At 75.3% G+C, this 18,890-nt stretch carries 15 protein-coding genes; 10 read left to right on the forward strand and 5 right to left on the reverse strand.

What is annotated here, in order from left to right:
- Nucleotides 1–39: 39 nt before the first annotated feature.
- Complete coding sequence (locus tag D7I43_RS01760; RefSeq protein WP_120326549.1) at nucleotides 40–1,230, reverse strand: sensor histidine kinase; 1,191 nt, start codon at nucleotides 1,228–1,230, stop codon at nucleotides 40–42.
- Nucleotides 1,227–1,883, reverse strand: coding sequence for a response regulator transcription factor (locus D7I43_RS01765; protein WP_120326550.1), 657 nt, complete (start codon nucleotides 1,881–1,883; stop codon nucleotides 1,227–1,229). Before D7I43_RS01765 ends, D7I43_RS01760 begins: the two co-directional genes overlap by 4 nt.
- A gap of 127 nt (nucleotides 1,884–2,010) precedes the next feature.
- On the opposite strand from D7I43_RS01765, the gene D7I43_RS01770 reads away from it, so the two are divergent.
- From D7I43_RS01770 to D7I43_RS01785, 4 genes are read left to right on the forward strand one after another with little or no spacing between them, the layout of a single operon-like run.
- Complete coding sequence (locus tag D7I43_RS01770; protein ID WP_147427220.1) at nucleotides 2,011–2,586, forward strand: hypothetical protein; 576 nt, start codon at nucleotides 2,011–2,013, stop codon at nucleotides 2,584–2,586.
- Nucleotides 2,583–3,668, forward strand: a complete 1,086-nt coding sequence (locus tag D7I43_RS01775) for an efflux RND transporter periplasmic adaptor subunit (RefSeq protein WP_120326552.1) — start codon at nucleotides 2,583–2,585, stop codon at nucleotides 3,666–3,668. The genes D7I43_RS01770 and D7I43_RS01775 overlap by 4 nt, the downstream gene beginning before the upstream one ends.
- Entirely contained in the window at nucleotides 3,665–4,327 is a 663-nt protein-coding gene (locus D7I43_RS01780) for an ABC transporter ATP-binding protein (RefSeq protein WP_120326553.1), read from the forward strand. The genes D7I43_RS01775 and D7I43_RS01780 overlap by 4 nt, the downstream gene beginning before the upstream one ends.
- Entirely contained in the window at nucleotides 4,327–5,550 is a 1,224-nt protein-coding gene (locus tag D7I43_RS01785) for an ABC transporter permease (RefSeq protein ID WP_240032762.1), read from the forward strand. The genes D7I43_RS01780 and D7I43_RS01785 overlap by 1 nt, the downstream gene beginning before the upstream one ends.
- A 218-nt stretch (nucleotides 5,551–5,768) precedes the next feature.
- Here the strand turns inward: D7I43_RS01785 and D7I43_RS01790 are convergent, their stop codons facing one another.
- On the reverse strand, nucleotides 5,769–8,393 hold the full coding sequence (locus D7I43_RS01790) for an AAA family ATPase (protein ID WP_158610061.1): 2,625 nt from the start codon (nucleotides 8,391–8,393) through the stop codon (nucleotides 5,769–5,771).
- Nucleotides 8,394–8,739: 346 nt separating this feature from the next.
- Between D7I43_RS01790 and D7I43_RS01795 the strand changes: the two genes are divergently transcribed.
- The 6 genes from D7I43_RS01795 to D7I43_RS01820 all read left to right on the forward strand — a co-directional run bounded on the left by D7I43_RS01795 (nucleotide 8,740) and on the right by D7I43_RS01820 (nucleotide 16,128).
- Nucleotides 8,740–8,922: a mersacidin/lichenicidin family type 2 lantibiotic gene (locus tag D7I43_RS01795; protein WP_120326555.1), complete on the forward strand. Its 183-nt coding sequence runs from the start codon at nucleotides 8,740–8,742 to the stop codon at nucleotides 8,920–8,922.
- Nucleotides 8,923–9,017: 95 nt separating this feature from the next.
- The gene (locus D7I43_RS01800; RefSeq protein WP_120326556.1) at nucleotides 9,018–12,197 is read left to right on the forward strand and encodes a type 2 lanthipeptide synthetase LanM family protein; all 3,180 of its coding nucleotides are present in this window, start codon (nucleotides 9,018–9,020) and stop codon (nucleotides 12,195–12,197) included.
- The gene (locus tag D7I43_RS01805) at nucleotides 12,185–14,419 is read left to right on the forward strand and encodes a peptidase domain-containing ABC transporter (protein ID WP_120326557.1); all 2,235 of its coding nucleotides are present in this window, start codon (nucleotides 12,185–12,187) and stop codon (nucleotides 14,417–14,419) included. Before D7I43_RS01800 ends, D7I43_RS01805 begins: the two co-directional genes overlap by 13 nt.
- Entirely contained in the window at nucleotides 14,401–15,033 is a 633-nt protein-coding gene (locus D7I43_RS01810) for a flavoprotein (RefSeq protein ID WP_158610062.1), read from the forward strand. Before D7I43_RS01805 ends, D7I43_RS01810 begins: the two co-directional genes overlap by 19 nt.
- Nucleotides 15,026–15,682 carry a DUF3105 domain-containing protein gene (locus D7I43_RS01815; RefSeq protein ID WP_120326559.1) on the forward strand — a complete coding sequence of 219 codons (657 nt, stop codon included), beginning with the start codon at nucleotides 15,026–15,028 and terminating at the stop codon, nucleotides 15,680–15,682. Before D7I43_RS01810 ends, D7I43_RS01815 begins: the two co-directional genes overlap by 8 nt.
- Before the next feature lie 155 nt (nucleotides 15,683–15,837).
- Nucleotides 15,838–16,128 carry a DUF4287 domain-containing protein gene (locus D7I43_RS01820; protein ID WP_120326560.1) on the forward strand — a complete coding sequence of 97 codons (291 nt, stop codon included), beginning with the start codon at nucleotides 15,838–15,840 and terminating at the stop codon, nucleotides 16,126–16,128.
- 54 nt (nucleotides 16,129–16,182) lie between these two features.
- On the opposite strand, the gene D7I43_RS01825 is transcribed toward D7I43_RS01820, so the two are convergent.
- Both D7I43_RS01825 and D7I43_RS01830 read right to left on the reverse strand, forming a co-directional pair.
- A complete protein-coding gene (locus tag D7I43_RS01825; RefSeq protein WP_120326561.1) occupies nucleotides 16,183–18,123 on the reverse strand; it encodes an FtsX-like permease family protein in 1,941 nt (646 codons plus the stop codon).
- Nucleotides 18,120–18,860 (reverse strand): ABC transporter ATP-binding protein, encoded by a 741-nt coding sequence (locus tag D7I43_RS01830; RefSeq protein WP_120326562.1) that lies wholly within the window; start codon nucleotides 18,858–18,860, stop codon nucleotides 18,120–18,122. Before D7I43_RS01830 ends, D7I43_RS01825 begins: the two co-directional genes overlap by 4 nt.
- Between the last annotated feature and the right edge of the window lie 30 nt (nucleotides 18,861–18,890).

Here is an 18,890-nt window from a genome sequence, read left to right on the forward strand (position 1 = left end):
CCGGACGCGCCTCGGCTCGGAGGGGTCGACGGCGTCGCGTCAACCGGCGGGCGGCAGGGTCACCGTGACGACCAGGCCGCCACCGTCGCGGGGCTCGGCGCGTACGCCGCCACCGTGCGCGCGCGCCACCGCCCGCACGATGGACAGCCCCAGGCCCGCGCCGGGCGGACCGGAGGACTGCTCGGCGGAGAGCCGGCGGAACGGTTCGAACAGGCTCGGGATCTCGTAGCGGGGCACCACCGGACCGCTGTTGGCCACCCGCACCTCGACCGCCCCGTCCGGGCCGGTGCCGCTGGAAACCCGCACCCAGCCCCCCTCGGCCACGTTGTGCCGCACCCCGTTCTCCACCAGGTTCTGGACCAGCCGTTCGAGCAGTACGGGGTTCCCGGTGGTCGGCGCCTCCCCCGGTTCGGCCTTCACGGACACCGCGCCCGAGGCGACGCGCGCCACCACGTGATCCACGACGTCCGCCATGTCCACGTACGACCTCTCCGGGATCTCGCGCTCGGATCGGGCGAGGAGGAGCAGCCCCTCGATCAGCCGCTCGTGCCGCTCGTTGATGGCCAGCAGCGTCCCACCGAGCTGGGCCATCTCGGGCGACGCCGTACGCGGATCGATCATGACCTCCAGCAGCGTCCGGTTCAGGGTGAGCGGGGTGCGCAGCTCGTGCGAGGCGTTGCCGATGAACCGGCGCTGGGCGTCGAAGGCGTGGTCGAGGCGTTCCAGCATCACGTCGAACGTGTCGGCCAGCTCCTTGATCTCGTCGGCCGGGCCGGCCAGGGCGATGCGCTCGTGCAGCCCCCGGTCCGCGTCCGGGGCGGCCGCGATCCGCCGGGCCGTCTCCGTGACCCGGTGCAGCGGCTGGAGCAGACGACCGGCGATCAGCCAGCCGAAGGCGATGGCGGCGGCGCCGACCACCGCCAGCGCGATCCCGCCCTGGGTCAACAGCGCGTCCAGGGCGTCGTGCCGGGTGTCCGTGACGAACTGGGTGGACGAGGGCTCGGGGGCCTCGCCGGTCACCGGCGGGGGCCCACCGCCGGGCATCGGCGACGGCGTCGCTCCACCGACCGAACGTCCGCTCGTCGACACCGTGTTCCCCTGGGGAAGCCGCTGCGACACCAGCACGTACGTCACGCCGAGCAGCAGCAGACCGGCGAGGAGGAAGAGCCCGCCGTAGACCAGGGTGAGTCGGGCCCGGATGGTCAGCTTGGCGAGCCAGGCGGCGGTCACGGGATCCGGTACCCCACTCCCGGGTCGGTCAGCACCACCGGTGGCTCGCCGAGCTTGCGCCGCAGCTTGAGGATGGTCATCCGCACGGCGTGGCTGAACGGGTCGGCGTGCTCGTCCCAGGCCTTCTCCATCAGGTGCTCCTGGGAGACCGCGGCGCCGTCGGCGCGCAGCAGCTCGGCGAGGACGGCGAACTCCTTGCGGGACAGCGGGACGTAGCGGCCGTCCCGGTACACCTCGCGCCGGTGCGGGTCGAGGCGTATCCCGCCGCGTTCGAGGATGGGTGGCGCGGCCGCCCGCGAGCGCCGGCCGAGCGCGGCCACCCGGGCTGCGAGCTCCCGGAAGGCGAACGGTTTGGGCAGGTAGTCGTCCGCGCCGAGGGCGAGCCCGGCGACCCGGTCGTCGATCTCGGCGGCGGCCGTCAGCATCAGCACCCGTACGGAGGTGTCGCGGGCGGCGAGCGCCCGGCAGACGTCGTCGCCGTGCACGACGGGGATGCCGCGGTCGAGCACGAGGACGTCGTAGTCGTGCACGTCGAGCCGTTCGAGCGCCGCCGCGCCGTCGTGGACGACGTCGACGGCGTGGGCCTCCCGCCGCAGGCCCTGCGCCACCGTGTCGGCGAGCAGCGGTTCGTCCTCGACCACCAGGATGCGCATGGGTCCATGGTGACCCGCCCCCGCGTCACCTCCGCGTCAACACTTTCGCTGACGGCCGGGAAAACCCCGTTTCGCTGTACTTCGTCGCAGGGCCGACGCCCGCTCGGCCCGGACGGAGATGGAGACCATGCGTATCAGAACCCTGCTCGCCGTCGGCGGCCTGCTCGTGACGCTGGCGGTGGCCGGCTGTGGTGAGGCCGAGGCCGGCGGCGGAGTGGCCACGGCCGGCGGCACACCGACCGCCGAGGTCAGCGGAGCCGCGGCGTCCGGCGCGGACCAGGATCGGGAGAACTTCGTGCGGTTCTCCCAGTGCATGCGGGAGAACGGCGTCCCGGAGTACCCCGACCCGAAGTTCAACCAGAACGGCGGCGTCAACCTCAGCCTGCCCGAGGGGGTGAGCAGGGAGAAGGTCGCCGCGGCGGAACAGCGGTGCAAGCGGTACATGCCGAACGGGGGTGAGCCGACCAAGGCCGATCCCGAGGTCGTGGAACAGCTGCGGGCCTTCTCGAAGTGCATGCGGGAGAACGGGGTGCCGAACTTTCCCGACCCGACCGACGCCGGCCTGCAGGTCAGCAACGACGCGCTCGGGATGCAGCCGGACGACCCGCGGCTGACCGCGGCCCAGGAGAAGTGCAAGAGGTACCGGCCGAACCCGAAGGACGGCGCGCCGGCCGGCGGGCTGACCACGGAGAACAAGGAATGAGAGGGTTCGCCCGACGCGGGACCCGTCGGCTGGCGGTCGTGGTGGCGGCGGCGCTCGCCGTCGGCACCACGGCCGTGGCGGCCACCGGGTCCGGCCTGGATTTCGGCAGGAAGCGCACGGGGTCGGCCGCCGGAGGGTCCCGGTCGCTGGAGACCGCCACGGTGACCCGGCAGACGCTGGTCGAGCGCAAGACCGTGGACGGCACCCTGGGCTACGGGGACGCGACCGTCCTCGCCGACCGGGTCGGCGGCACCCTGACGGCCCTCCCGCCGGTCGGGCAGACCGTCGCGCACGGGCAGGCGCTCTTCCGCGTCGACGACAAGCCGACCGTGCTGCTCTACGGCCGCCTTCCGGCGTACCGGGACCTGGCGCCGGGGACCGAGGGGCCGGACGTCCGGCAGTTCGAGGAGAACCTGCGGAAACTGGGGTACACGGGGTTCACCGTCGACGACGAGTACACCACCGCGACCGCGACGGCCGTCGAACGCTGGCAGGAGGACCTCGGCCTGCCGGGGACCGGCTCGGTGGAACTGGGCCGCGTCGCGTACGCGGACGGCACGGTGCGGGTGGCCAGCCACGAGGCGACCGTCGGCACCCTCCTCAAGCCCGGCGAGCCCGTGCTGTCGCACACCGGCACGACCCGGGTGGTGACCGTCGACCTCGAGGTGACCGACCGGAGCATGGCCCGGACCGGGGCCGCGGTGACCTGCACCCTGCCCAGCGGCACGGCGACCCCCGGCAAGGTCATCAGCACCGAGACGGTGGTCGTACCGGCGGACGGCAAGGACCAGGAGTCCGAGACCCGACTCCGGGTGACCGTCGGCGTCACCGACGCCAAGGCCCTGGCCGGGCTCGACGAGGCGACCGTGCCGGTCGCGTTCACCGCCTCCCAGCGTGAGAACGTGCTGGCCGTGCCGGTGGCCGCGCTGCTCGCCCTGGCCGAGGGCGGGTACGGCCTCCAGGTGGTGGAGAACGACGCCGTCCGGGTCGTGCCGGTCGAGACGGGACTGTTCGCCGAGGGCCGCGTCGAGGTCTCGGGCGCCGGCGTGGCGGAGGGCACGACCGTGGGGATGCCGTCGTGACCGCGGTCGTGGAGCTGGCCGGGGTGACCAGGACGTACCCGGGCGGAGTGACGGCGGTACGCGAGGTCAGCCTCGCCGTCGGGTACGGCGAGATGGTCGCCGTGGTGGGCCCGTCCGGCTCGGGCAAGTCCACGATGCTGCACCTGATCGGCACGCTGGACCGCCCGTCGTCCGGAACGGTGCGCGTCGACGGGTACGACGTGGCGACGCTGAGCGACCGCCAGTTGTCCGCGCTGCGGGCCCACCGGATCGGGTTCGTGTTCCAGCAGTTCCACCTCGCGCCGGCGGCGACCGCACTGGACAACGTCGCGGACGGGCTGCTCTACGCCGGCGTGCCCCTGCGGGAGCGGCGGCGCCGGGCGGCGGCGGCGCTCGTCCGGGTGGGGCTGGGCGACCGGCTGGACCACCGGCCGCACGAACTCTCCGGCGGCGAGCGACAGCGGGTGGCCATCGCCCGTGCCGTGGCCGGCGACCCGGCGCTGCTGCTCGCCGACGAACCGACCGGCAACCTCGACTCCGCCGCGGGGGCGGGTGTGATGGCGCTGCTGCGGGAGCTGAACGCGGCCGGCACGACCGTCCTGGTCATCACCCATGACCAGGAGATCGCCGCCGCCCTGCCCCGGCGGGTGGTCATGCGCGACGGGGAGGTGACGAGGTGATCGGACCGGCACCCGGTGATCCGCGCCGGTCGCTCTCCCCCGCGGCACTGCGACCCGCCGACGTGCTCCGGGTCGGCAGCGCGGGACTGCGGACGAGGCCGCTGCGGGCGTTCCTCTCCGCGCTGGGCATCGCGATCGGCATCGCCGCCATGGTGGCCGTGGTCGGCATCTCGTCGTCGAGCCGTGTCGAACTGGACCGCCAGCTCGACGCGCTCGGCACGAACCTGCTCACGGTGGCGCCGGGACACTCGCTCAGCGGCGACACCGCCACGCTGCCGGCCGAGTCGGTCGCGATGATCGCCCGCATCGAACCGGTACGCCAGGTCGCCGCGACCGGAACCGTCCCCGACGCCGGCGTCTACCGCAACGACCGGATCCCACGGATGCAGACCGGCGGCCTGGCGGTGCTGGCCGCGCAGCTGAACCTGCTGGAGACGGTGGGCGCCACGCTGGCCGACGGCGCCTGGCTCAACGCGGCGACCGAGCGGTACCCGGTGGTGGTGCTGGGGTCCGCGGCCGCCCGCCAGCTCGGTGTCCCGGAGGTGAACCCGGACGTCCAGGTCCACCTCGACGGGCAGTGGTTCACGGTGGTCGGCATCCTCGACCCGGTGCCGCTCGCCCCGGAGCTGGACTCGGCCGCCCTGGTCGGCTGGCCCGCCGCGCAGCGGCAGCTCGGCTTCGACGGTCACCCGACCACCGTCTACACCCGGTCCCGTGACGCGGACGTCGAGGCGGTACGTGGCGTCCTGGCGGCGACGGCCAACCCGGAGTCACCGAACGAGGTGACGGTGTCCCGGCCCTCGGACGCGTTGGCCGCCCGGCGGGCGGCCGACCAGGCGTTCACCGGTCTGCTGCTCGGCCTCGGCGCGGTGGCTCTGCTGGTGGGCGGGGTCGGGGTGGCCAACACCATGGTCATCTCGGTGCTGGAGCGCCGCGCCGAGATCGGACTGCGCCGTTCCCTCGGCGCGACCCGGGGGCAGGTCCGGCTCCAGTTCCTCGCCGAGTCCCTGCTGCTCAGCGCCATCGGCGGTGCCGGTGGGGTGCTGATCGGCGTCGCGGTGACCGCCGGATACGCCAGCTCCCGGTCCTGGCCGGCGGTGGTGCCGGCCTGGGCGTCCGTGGGCGGGGTGGGGGCGACGCTGCTCATCGGAGGCATCGCCGGCCTGTACCCGGCTGTCCGTGCCGCCCGGCTGGCACCCACCGAGGCGCTCGCCGCGTCCTAGCGGCCGGGGCAGGTGACCCGCGAATGCGCCAGACGTGAGTCCTCCCGACGCGGCGCCCTCCGGGCGGGGGCGGGGCGGCGGGCCCCGTCTCCGCCCGGGGCGGCACCTGGGCCGCTCCGGGCGGCACCGCGGCCCGATCCGGGCGGCACCGCGGCCCCGGTCCGGGCGGCCGATCCGGGCGGCAGCCGGGCCGGTCAGTGTCCGCCGACGGCGTACGGTCAGCCCGCCCGCTGCAGCCCGAGGGCCTGGGCGAGACCCGCCCGCCCCCGCAGCCCGAGCTTCACGTACGCCCGCTGGAGGTGGTTCTCCACGGTCCGCACCGACAGCACCAGCTCGGCGGCGATCGCCGCGTTGTCGTGCCCCGTCGCCGCCAGCTCGCAGATCTGCCGCTCCCGCGGGGTGAGATCGTCCCGGCCGACCGGGCGCGGCCTCAGCGGCGGCCAGTAGCCCCCGCACCGCTTGTGCAGCAGGTCGGCCCTGCGGGCCAGCAGGTTCGCCCGCCGGTGGTCGCCGCGACGGCCGTACGCCGCCTCCCCGGCGACCATCGCCTCCAACGCGAGAGCCAGGTATCCGCTGGCCTCCAACTCGATGCCGATCCGTTCGAGCGCGGAAGGGTCGTCGGCGGCGAGCGCGTGGGCGTAGTCGGCCCAGAGCGTGAACAGCGGGCTGTCGCATCCGGCCGCGACCTGCGCCAACCGCTCGGCGGTGCCGGTGGTGGGCTCCAGGCGGGAGAGCAGGTGCAGGCACTCCACCGTGATCGTCGTGGCCTGGTCGGCCCGGCCGGGCAGCTCGCGCAGCGTGCCGACGGCCGTGGCGAGTTGGCCGTCGGCGGCCGCCAGCCAGGCGGCCGTCAGCTCGGCGTCGGCGGCTACCAGGCCCCTGAGCTGCCCGTCGCCGGCGCCGGCGTGGTCGTCGAGCAGCTGTTGCAGCAGCCGCCGGCTCTCGGCGAGTTCACCGAGCTGCGCCGCCACGTACGCGTTGGCGGACAGCACGTAGGCCCGGACGGGGAACAGGGTGCGGTCGCCGGCGAGCGTGCGGGCCTCGTGCAGCCAGCGCATCGACCGGTGCATCTGACCGGCGTGGTAGGCGCACTTGCCACGGGCGAAGGCGAGCAGCCCCACCGCGTCGGCGGCGCCCCGCTCCACCGCATCCCGGTAGTAGCGTTCCGCCAGCTGTTCGGCCTCGGGCAGCCGGCCCGACATGAGCAGGGACTGCACGTGGCAGGCCTGCGTGGCGGCCCGCATCGTCGCCCAGGTGTCGGGGATCTCGACCTCGCCGCTGTCGAACATCCGGGCCGCCCGGCCCGGCTGCCCGTCGAACAGCAGCAGGTAGGGGTGCAGGGCCGTGACGGCGGTCGCCAGCAGCGGATCGCGCGGCGGATCCACCGCCAGGCGCGCCAGGGACTCACGGGCACCGCCGCTGGCGCCGCTGAACGCGCCGATCCCCGCCTGCGCGGCCAGCAACCCGGGGTGCGCCTCCGCGGGCAGGTCGCGGTGGCTGGCGTCGATCACCTCGCGGGCCTGGTCCGGCCGGCGACCGCCCCAGAAGAGGTTCAGCGCCCGCAGCGCCGCCGCCTCCGCGCGGTCCCTCGGATCGGTCAGGTCCGCGGCCGCCCGGGCCAGGTGCGCGTCCGCGTCGTCGCTGCGGCCCTGCGCGACCAGCGCCCGCGCCACCTGCCAGTCACCGCGCGCGGAGTCGACGCGGCGGCCCAGCCGCTCGGCGAGGACCGAGTCGTGCCGGCGCAGCGCGTACTCGGAGGCGGTGAGCAGGTCGTCCGCGGCGACCGGGAGATCCGCCTCGCAGCGCCAGGCCACGACCCGGGCCAGGTCGCCCTCGCCGCCGCCGTCGACCGCCGCCAGCGCCTCGGCCAGGTTCCGGCGCAGGCGGCGGGCACGCAACGCGCCGGTGCGGTTGCGCACCACCTCCGCGTACAGCGGGTGGCCGGTCTGCACCAGCACGTCCGCGCCGTGCTGCACCAGCCGGATCAGGCCCCGCTCCTCCAACTGCTCGGCGGTGCGCGGTGGGACCATCCGCTCGATCAGGGCCAGCGGTGCCGGCTCGGCGTGGGCGACGTACTGCAACGCCTCGGCCTCGTCGGGGTCGAGGGTGCCGAGGGTCTGCTCGATCAGCTCGGCGAGGTGGGTGGGGCACAGCGACTCGGCGGGCCACGTCCACATGCCGTCGCGGCGGACCAGCCCGCCCTCGCGCAGCCCGCACCGCAGCGCCTCCCGCAGGAACAGCGGGTTTCCCTGGCTGATCCGCCACAGCGCGCCGAGGGTGAGGCCGTCGACCGGGCCACCCAGCGCCTCCCGTACGACGAGCGCGGTCTCGTCGGGATCCAGCGGCGGCACGTGCACCCGGTCCACCGAGCGGGACCGCCGCAGCGCGGCCACCGGCGCGGCGTCCAGGGCGTCGGTGCGTACGGTGGCGACCACCTGGACGGTGCCGCCGACGACGAGCCGTTCGAGCAGGGCTCCGGAGGCGTCGTCGAGCCAGTTGAGGTCGTCGACGCCGATGACCACGCCGCGGCCCGCCGCGACGTCGCGCAGCCGCCGCTCGACGTCCCGGAACACGTCGGCCACGTTCGCGTCGGACGGCTGGGGCAGGCGGCTCGCGAGCACCCCGAACGGCACGTCCCGCCAGCCGGGTGTGGCGGTGACCCGCAGGACGACACGCTGCCGCCGCAGGGCGTGGTCGAGCACCTCGTCGAGCAGTGAGCTCTTGCCGACCCCGGGATCCCCGGTGAGCAGGACGCCCGAACCGGACGCCGTGTCGAGCGCGGCGACCGTCTGCTCCCGCTCACGCGCGCGGCCGACGAACGGCCACCCGCCGTTGCCGTCCACGAGACATCCCGGCGCAGCCACTGGACCCCCTCAACCCCGGGCCGGACCACCCCGGGGCCCGGTCGCCAATCTCGTCCTCGATCCGCTCGGCCGACCGGATCAGGACGTGCGGCGGCCTGAGTGTGACTCTGGCCCACCTTCACACATCGCACGCGGTGGGGCCGTCGCCTTCCGGACACGCCCGCACACGGAACGCTCCGGCCCGCCGGATTGGTTGTCACCGGCGCGACAGGACCGGGCCGGACTGAGGTAGCGGCTACTCATGTGCCGGCGGCCCGCGGCGCGGAGGCTGGTCCTGCAAGCGACCGCCGGGCAGGCCGGACGGTCGTCGTGAAAGGAGAACCGCATGTCCATCACCGACATCGTCAACGGCTGGAAGGACGAGTACCGGCGCGCCGCCGCCCCGGAGGCCGCCGAGGCCCACCCGGTGGGCGTGGTGGAGCTGGACCGCGACCAGCTGGAGACGGTCGCCGGCGGCGCCGCCGCCACCACCGGTCACACCACGGCCTGCTGCCACTGCGTCTGCTGAGTCCGCACGGGCCGACCCGACCACGGGTCCCAGGGGGGTCCGGGCCACGGCCCGGGCCCCACCCTCCGTCCGATCCACCGCCGCTGGAGCGCCGCATGTCCACTGTCCCGCATCCCGCCGACGACGACCCGACCACCCCGATCGAACAGCGACTCCTGGCCGCCCTGACCGTCACCGAACGGCTGGCCGCTCCCCCGCCCGCGGACGCCGAGCCCGGTGAGCGGTCCCGGTGGCGGCTGTCCCGTTGGCGCACCGGCGGCGCCTTCGCCGACGACGAGGAGTGGCGGCGCCGGCTGGCGGCGGAGGGACTGGACGAGGGAACCCTGCTCGCGCTGCTGGACGAGTCGCCGGCGCGGCTCGCCGCCCGCCTCGGCGGGACCCCGGAATGGATCCGCGACCTCGTGGCGTGCTACCGCGCGGCGTCGACCTCCGACATCGACCCGGAGCTGTTGCCCGGCCGCCCGCTCGACGCGTCCCTCGCCCTGGTGGCGCCGCTGGTCGCGCGGGCCCGGGCCCGGGTGGCGCGACACGTCCGGCACCTCGCCGACGACGCTCCCGACCTGCTGCCCCCCGACGCCGACCGGCTGGGTGTGACCGGGCTGCTCGACGAGCTGGTGGTGGTCCTCAGCCGCGCCGTCGTCCTCGAACTCAACATCGACCGGTTGCGCGGGGCGTCGGCCGGCGACACGCCGCAGGAACGGTACGCGGCCTTCTTCCGCCGCCACCGCGCGCCCGAGGCGGCCCTGGCCCTGCTGGCCGAGTACCCGGTCCTGGCCCGTCAGGCGTACGACCTGACGCGCGGCTGGGCCGACCGCACCATCGAGTTCCTGCGGCGGCTCGCCGACGACGCCCCGGCGCTGGCCACGACCTTCCACGGCGGCGCCCGGCCGGGCCGCCTGGTCGACATCCAGGAGACCGGTGACCCGCACCGCGACGGCCGGCGGGTGCTGGTGGCCACCTTCGACAGTGGCCTGCGGCTGGTCTACAAGCCCCGACCGGTCGCCGTCGAGGCCCGCTTCCAGCACCTGCTGGAATGGCTCAACGAGCGGGGCACCGACCTGCACACGTTCACGGTCCTGCCCCGCGGGGATCACGGCTGGGCCGAGTACGTCGAGTCCGCCGCCCCCACGACACCCGGCGGGCGGCGGCGGTTCGCCCGCCGCTACGGGTCACTGCTGGCCCTGCTGCAGGCCGTCGGCGCCACCGACTGCCACCGGGAGAACGTGGTCGTCCACGGCGAGCATCCCGTCCTGGTCGACCTCGAGACCGCGTTCACCCCCGCGGTCGCCCGGGCCGCGGGGGCCCGCGGCGGTGGCGACGCGATCGCCGACTCCGTGCTCGCCGTGGGTCTGCTGCCCCGCGCCGACGAGGCGGCGGGCCCGGCCGCCAACCGTTGCAACTGCTCGGCCTGGCAGGCCGAGGGGACCGACGAGATGCGGCTGTGCGCGCCGGGCCACCACCACGACGAGCACGGCCCGCTCGACCCCGGCGCCGACCCGGCCGACCTCGCCGCGCACCTGCCGCAGGTGCTGGACGGCTTCACGGCCACGTACCGGCTGCTCGCCGCCGTACGCGACGAACTGCTCGCCCCGGACGGACCGGTCACCGCGTTCGCGGCCGACGAGATCCGCGTGGTGCTGCGCCCGACCCGGACGTACCTCCGGCTGCGCGACGCCGCCCTGCACACCGACGCGCTGCAGGACGGCCTGGACACCGAGCGGTTGCACGACTGGCTCTGGTCGGGCGTGGCCGAACTGCCGCTGCTGGCCGCCACCGTCGCGGCGGAACGGGCCGACCTGGCGCGCCGCGACGTGCCGATGTTCACCACCACGGTGGACTCCCGCGACCTGTGGACGAGCCGGGGCCGCCGGCTGCCCGGTCTGCTCGCCCGGTCCGGCCTCGCCGAGGCGCGGCGCCGGCTCGGACGGCTGGGAGAGGCGGACCTGGAGCGGCAGCGATGGCTCGTCCGGGCCGCCTTCACCCCACAGGTGGACGGGGCGGACGCCCCGCACGCCCGGGTGCGCTGGCACCTCGCGGAGGTGCCGCCGGCTCCGGTGCCGCCGGCGGCGGCGTACCTGGCCGCGGCGACCTCGGTGGCCGACGCGGTGGCCGCCCTGGCCTTCCCGGGCACGGAACCCACCTGGTTCGGCCTCACCCCCGACACCGCCACCCCGGGCCGCTGGGCGCCGGCGCCGCTCGGCCCGCACCTCTACGACGGGATCGCCGGGGTGACGCTCTTCCTGGCCCACGCCGGTCGGCTCACCGGCGAGCAGCGGTTCACCGACCTCGCCGACCGCGCCGCCGCCGGGCTCACGGCCCGGATCCTCGACCGCCGGGTCCCCGGTGACCGGATCGGCGCGTTCACCGGCTGGGGCGGCCTGGTCTACACCCTCGGCCACCTCGGGGAGCTGTGGCAGACCCGCCGGTTCGCCCCGGCCGTCGACGTGGCGCTCGCGCGGGTCACCGCGCTCGCCGCCACCGACCAGGCCCCGGATCTGGTCGACGGGTTCGCCGGCGCCGTCCTCGCCGTGTCCCGCGCCGGTCTCGACCCCGAGCGGGTCGCCCCGGTCGTGCGCGGTGCGGCCCGCCGGCTGCTCGCCGCCGCCGACACCGCGTACGCCGACCCGCCGGGCGGGACGGCCGGCGCCCCCCTGGGTGGACTCGCCCACGGCGCGGCCGGGATCGCCGCCGCGCTGGCGCACGCCTGGGCGGTGACCGGCGACCCCGCGTACGCCGACGCCGCCACCCGCGCGCTCGCGTACGACCGCAGCCTGTTCCGCCCCGCCGAGGCGAACTGGGCCGACCTGCGCCGGCCGGGACGCTGCGGGGTGACCTGGTGCCACGGCGCCCCCGGGATCGGCCTGTCACGGCTGCTGATCCGGGACGCCCTCGGGCCGGACGACACGCTCGACACCGAGATCACCACCGCGGTCGCCACCACGCTCGCGACCGGGTTCGGGCGCAACCACTCGCTGTGCCACGGCGACCTCGGCAACCTCGACCTGCTGCTGGCCGCCGACCCGCGGCAGGCGACCGCGCCGGCCGCGGCGGTGCTCCGCGACGGGCTGGGCGGCGGCTGGCGCTGCGCGAACCCGACGGCGCTCGCGTCCCCCGAACTCATGACCGGCCTGTCCGGCGTCGGACTCGCCCTGCTGCGGCTCGCCGCACCCGAGCGGGTGCCGTCCGTGCTCCTGCTCGCACCACCCGCGAGCGCCGGGCCGGCCCGCTCCGGCGCCAGCGCCCCGGCCCGCCGGGAGCGACAGTGGGCCGCCTGACCGGGAGCGGGGCGCGCCGGTTCTGGCCGGGCCGGCGCCGGGTCCCGCTGGTGCTCCAGATGGCCGACGCCGACTGCGGCGCCGCCTGCCTGGCGATGATCGCCCGCCGGCACGGCGTACGGGCCTCGCTGGCCGCCGTACGCGACGTGCTCGACATCGGCCGCGACGGGATCACGGCGCGGGCGCTGCTGGCCGCGGGGCCCCGGTTCGGGCTGCGCGGCCGGGCCTTCCGGGCCGACGCGGCGCACGTCGGCGCGCTGCCCCTCCCCGCCATCGCGCACTGGGAGAACGCCCACTTCGTCGTCGTGGAGCACGTCAGCGAGCGCGGGGTCCGCCTGGTCGACCCGGCGCTCGGGCGGCGGCTGCTCACCCCGGCCGAGTTCGCGGCCGGGTTCAGCGGGACCGTGCTCACCTACACCCGCGACCCGCAGTCCCCGCCCGCGCCGCCGACCGTCGGACCGGGACCGATCGCCCGGCTGCGACGCGCCCGGCCGCTGCTGCGGCCGTTCCTGCCGCAGCTCGGCGCCGCGTTCACCGTGTCCCTCGTCCTGCAGGCGCTGGGCCTCGCGCTGCCGATGGCCACCACCGTCGCGTTCGACCGGATCATGCCGGCCCGCGAGACGGCCCTCATGCCGTACCTGGCGCTGGCCATCGCGGCGCTCGTGCTGACCCAGTTCGGGGTGGCCTACCTGCGGTCCCGGCTCCTGGTCACCCTCCAGGCCCGGGTGGACGCCGCGCTCATGACGAGGCTGTTCGGGCACCTGCTGCGGCTGCCGTACGCCTTCTTCCAGCAACGCTCCAGCGGCGACCTGATGCAGCGGCTGTCCAGCAGCATCCTGCTGCGCGAACTGGTCACCACCCAGGTGCTGACCGCGGTCATCGACGGCGTGCTGGTGATCGCGTACTTCGGCGTGCTGCTCGCCAGCGACCTCGCCTTCGCGGGGATGGCCGCCGCGATCGGCGTCACCCAGGTGGTGGCCGTGGCGGTGGTCAACGGCCGGTTGCTGCGGCTGAGCCAACGGCACCTCACCGTGCAGGCCGACGCGGAGAGCGCACTGATCGAAGCGCTGAACGGCATCGCGACCGTCAAGTCCATGGGTGCCGAGCGGCAGGTCTTCGACGGCTGGCTGCGCCGCTACACCACGGCGCTCGACGCCGACGTGGCCCAGAACCGGCTCTCCGCCACGGTCGCCAACATCACCGCCAGCGTCCAGCTCGCCGGCCCGCTCGCGCTGCTCTGGCTCGGCACCGGGCGGCTCTTCGACGGCGCCAACCTCGGCCAGACCCTCGGCCTGCAGGCGCTGGCCATGTCCGCCCTCACCCCGCTGGCCTCCCTGGTGGCCAGCGCCCAGGTCCTCCAGTCCGTGGTGTCGCACCTGCAACGGCTGCGGGACGTCTTCGCCGCCCGCCCGGAACCGGCCGGCGACCCGGACCTGCCCGCGCCCCACCTCACCGGCCGGATCAGCGTCCGCGACGTCAGCTTCCGCTACGACGGCGCCACACCGCCCGTCCTGCACGGGATCTCGTTCGACGTCGCACCCGGGGAGAAGGTCGCCATCGTCGGCCCCTCCGGCAGCGGCAAGAGCACCCTCGCCATGCTGCTGACCGGTCTCTACCGGCCGACCACCGGGGAGATCCTGTTCGACGGGGTGCCGCTGTCGCACATCGATCCGACCGCGCTGCGCCGCCAGTTCGGCGTCGTGCTCCAGGAGAGCTACCTGTTCCGCGACTCCATCCGGCGCAACGTCAGCCTCGTGCACCCCGGCATCGGAATGCCGGCGATCCGGGCGGCCGCCGAGGTGGCCGCGATCGACCAGGACATCGCGGCGATGCCGATGGGCTACGACACGCAGGTCGCCGAGCGGGGCCAGGCCCTCTCCGGCGGGCAGCGGCAGCGGCTGGCCATCGCACGCGCGGTGGCCGGACAACCCGCGGTGCTCCTGCTCGACGAGGCGACCAGCCACCTCGACGTGGCCACCGAACGACGTGTCGACCAGGCGATCTCGGCCCTGCGCTGCACCCGGATCGTCGTGGCGCACCGGCTGAGCACCGTCCGCAACGCCGACCAGATCCTCGTGGTCGCCGACGGACGCATCGTCGAGCGCGGCCGGCACGAGGACCTGCTGCGCGCCGACGGCGTCTACGCCGACCTGGTCCGCTGCCAACTGACCGACGACAACTCTCCCCTGCCAGGAGGCGATCCGTGGCTACCCGTACCGTGACGACCACCGAGCAGCCGCGGCGGCCGGACGGGCCGCCCGCGGCGGGCGCCGGTCCGTTCCCGGCGCGCCGGGTCCTGCTGGCCGCCTGCGGCTCCGCGGACGTGCTGACCCTCCCCCAGTCCATCATGGTGATGCGGCACGCGCTGGGGCTCGACGTGCGGGTGGTGCTCACCCCGGCCGCGGCGCGTTTCGTGCCCGCCCGCTCGTTCACCCTCCTGACCGGACATCCCGCCCTCGTCGACGAGGAGGCGACCACCGAGGTGCCGCACCTGGCCCTCACGACCTGGGCGGACCTGGTGCTCGTCCTGCCGGCCACCGCCAACACCCTGGCCAAGGCGGCCCTCGGCATCGCCGACAACCTCGTCGGCACCTGCCTGCTCGCCGCGTCGGCGCCCGTCGTCCTGGTGCCCTCGATGAACCAGGCGATGTGGGAACGCCCCGCGGTGCAGCGGAACGTGGCGCAGCTGCGCGACGACGGGTACGCCGTGGTGCCCCCGGTGCCGGTGCTCGCCCTGAGCACGGGCACCCTCTCCGGCCGCGGAACGCCGCCCATCGAGGTGGTGCTGGAGTTCGCCGCCGACCACCTGCGACGCGTGGACGGGCGCCGTGGCTGAGCCGCGTCGGGCGGCCGGGCCGAGGATCGCCGCCGTCACGGTCACGCTCGGCACCCTGCTGCTCGCGGTGGCGGTGGTCCCGTTCGTCCGCGCGTACGCCGACTCGGCGGCCCACCGGCCCGCCGCCGAGATCGGTGTCGACCTCGCCCGGTCCGGCTGCGACCCGGAGCTGACCGACCCGGTCCGGGGCGTCGGTGTCCACGTCGGACCCGGCACCGCCGAGCCGTACGCCACCCGGATCCAGTACGACCTGGTCCCCCCGTCGTCCGGGCCCCACTTCGTGGTGCCGGCGCCCGCCGTGCGACGGTTCTACACCACCCGCGACCGGCCGGCGATCGAGATCCTGGTGCACAACCTGGAGCACGGCTACACCATCCTCTGGTACGTCGAGCCGCTGGTCCGGGACCAGATCGAGGCGCTGCGCGCGTTGGCGCAGAAGTTCGGCGACGACCGGTACGGGGGGCGGTTCGTGGTGGCGCCGTGGGATCCCGGGTACGGGGAGTTCCCCGCCGGCCGCCCGCTCGCCCTGTCACACTGGGGCGCCACGGCCGGGTACCGGCAGTTCTGCGCCGCGGTCAGTGGCGCCGCCGTGGAGCGGTTCGTGCTGGCCCACCCGCCGGTCGACTCGCCCGAGCCGACCGGCATGTGACCCGCCGGGGTCGCGGATCGGCCCTCGGCGGTGCGGCGTCCGGCGGTCGGCGGGACCGATCGCGGGCCGATCAGACGGTACGCTCGTCGACCGGGCACGCCGCGGTGCCACATCGACCTTTGTCCACCCGCACCACCGGATCGGAGACTGGCGACATGTCCTTCCAGGCGTACCTCGACGCCATCGAGGAGAAGACCGGCAAGACGCCGCGGGTCCTCGTCGACGAGGCCAAGCAGCGCGGCTACGACAAGGCCGACGTGAAGGCCGGCGTGATCGTGGACTGGCTGAAGAACGAGTACGGCCTCGGCCGCGGGCACGCCATGGCCCTGGTGCACGTCATCAAGAAGGGCCCGAAGATCAGCACCAAGCACGTCGGCTCGGACGGCTCGCACCGCGACGCCACGGACACCCTCTGGCTCGACGGCAGGGCCACCCGGCCGGCCTGACCGAGCCGGGACCCGACCCGGGGTCCGGGGCCGGCCGGCAGGTGGCCACCGCCCCTACGGCCGGCCTCGATACAGGCCCTTCCGCAGCCCGACGGCGCCCGCCGTGGCCGCCGCCACGGCGAGGCCGACGCAGGCCGCGACGATCGCGATCAGCGGGGCCCAGGGGACGGTCATCGGAACGTCCACACCGGTGCCGGCGAGGTCCGCGGTGACCGCGCGCCGCACGAGCCAGCCGAGGTACCCGGTGGTGAGCCCCCCGAGGACCAGGCCCGCACCGGTGACGAGGGTGGCCTGCCACAGCGCCGTACGGCGCAACTGGTCGCGCGTCGCGCCGAGCAGGCCGAGCGCCCGGTGCTGTCGGCGTCGTTGGCTCGCGCCGATGAGGGTGGCGTTCACGACGGCGATGGCGGCGTAGAACCCGGCAGGGCCCAGCAGGATGGTGAGCCCCACGTTGTTGCTGCGCCGGACCTGGTCGGTCACCTCCGCGATCCACTCCTCCCCGGTCAGGACGCGGCTGCCGGTGCCGGCGAGGGCTTCGCCGAGAGCCGTCCTCGCCGCGCCGGTCCCGGTGCCGGGTTCGGGGACGACGAACAGCTCGTCGGCCGGCGCGTCGTCGAGTTCCCCGGCGACGAGGTCGACGGGCAGGAGGATGTCGCCGTACAGGTCGGGCGCGGCGGGCACGACGGCGACGACCGTCAGGTCGACCGTGCGGCCGTCGATCCTGGCCCTGAGATGGCCGCCGAGTCCGGTGCCGCTGTCGACCACCTGCGTCTCGGAGACCGCGACGGTGGCCCCGCGAAGGTCGCGCAGGCTGCCCTTCGTGGCGTGCAGGCCCCGCGCCACGCTCGCGGTCGTCACGTCGACGGCGTCGACCTCCAGGCGTCCCTCGTCGCCGAACGCAACGGTGAGCCGGCGGCGGGCGTCGACGAGCTTCACGGCGGGGTGCCCGGCCACCGTGGCGGCGACCTCGGTGGCGTGTCCGGCGCCGGGGCGGACCACCAGGGGCGCGCGGAGTTGGGCGCGGTCCTGGGCCGACGTCCAGTCGGCGGTGAAGCTCAGCGCGAGCAGCATCGAGCCGGCCACGGCCGAGATCGCGAGGACGGGCGCGGCCACCGACGTGGTGGTGCGTACGGCCGCGCGCAGTTCGTCGCGGGCCAGCCGGGCGGCGACGTCGCGGCTGACGAACGGGAGGGCCAGCAGCGCGGCGAGTCGTGGGACGAGCAGGGTGCCGAAGCACATGAGTGCGATGACCACGACCTCGGGCAGCAGGACGGAGGCCACCAGCGCGAAGAGCGGCTCCGCGTGCCGGGCCAGAACGGTCGCGGTGAGCACGGCGGCGAGGCAGAGGGTGCCGACGACCAGTTGCGCGACGCTGGGGCGGCGGCGCTCGACGGCTGCCTCACGCAGCGCCGCGGACGGTGGGACGCGGGCGGCCCGGCGGGAGGACCGCCAGGTTCCGAGCAGCGCCACGGCCATGCCGGCGGGTGCGGCGACCGCCCAGGCCAGCCACGCGGGAGGGGCCACCAGGTGGAGGTCGGTGAGGCCCAGGCGGCGGATCAGGCCGAGTACGGGCGCCGCCAGCGGTGTCGCCGTGAGGCACCCGGCGACGACCGCGGCCGCGGCGACGACGACCGACTCGCCGAGGACGAGGCGGCGCACCTGACGCCCGGTGGCGCCGACGAGCCGCAGGAGTCCCAGTTCGCGGCGGCGGGTCGCGACGACGAACCCGAACGTGCTGCCGACGACGAAGACCGCCATGAACAGCGAGATCGCCGACATGATGCCGAACATCGAGGTCAGGTCGTCGAGTTGCTGGCGCTGCTCCCGGGTCGCCGCGCCACCGAGGTCGGTGAGGGTGGCCTCCACCGAGCCGACCAGGTTGACGGTGGTGGCCATCAGTACGACGCCGCTCGAGAGGGCGACGAAGGCGCCGAGGTAGGCGGGCCAGGACGTACGGACGGTCTGGCGGGAGAGCCCGCTCGTCGCCGGGCTCATCGACGCTCCAGATCGTTCATGCGCGACGCGATGGCGGCGGCGTCGGCGCGGTGCAGTCTGCCGACGATCTGCCCGTCGGCGAGGAACAGGGTCTCGTCGGCGTACGAGGCGGCGAGCGGGTCGTGGGTCACCATCACGATGGTCTGTCCGCCGTCGGCCAGGGCACGGAGCAGCGCGAGGACCTCGCGGCCGGTGTTGCGGTCGAGGGCGCCGGTCGGCTCGTCGGCGAAGATCACGTCGGGCCTGCCGTGGAGGGCGCGCGCGATCGCCACCCGTTGCTGCTGGCCGCCGGAGAGCTCCGGTGGCCGGCGCCTCGCGAGGTCCCGCAACCCGACCCGGTCCAGCGCGTCGGTCACCGCCGCACGGTCGACCCGCAGTCCCGCGAGCCGGGCCGGCAGGGCGACGTTGTCGAAGGCCGTCAGGGCATCGAGCAGGTTGTAGGACTGGAAGACGAACGCCATCGAGGTGCGCCGGAACTTCGTCAACGCGGTCTCGTTGAGGCTGTCCAGCGCCGTGCCGCCGATCGTCACCCGCCCGTGGCTCGGCCGGTCGAGCCCGGCCGCGATCTGGAGGAGGGTCGACTTGCCGGATCCGGAGGGGCCCATGATCGCGGTGAAGCTGCCGCGGGCGAAGGCGTGGGTGAGGCCGCGCAGGGCGTGGACGCTGCCCGCGCGGGAACGGTACGTGCGGGTCACGCTCTCGAGCGCGACAGCGGGCGCCGTCGGTGTCTGCGTCATGCGTCCAGTCCAGCGAGTCGGCTGGTCCGG

Source organism: Micromonospora globbae (assembly GCF_003610785.1).
Taxonomy (GTDB): Bacteria; Actinomycetota; Actinomycetes; order Mycobacteriales; family Micromonosporaceae; genus Micromonospora; species Micromonospora globbae.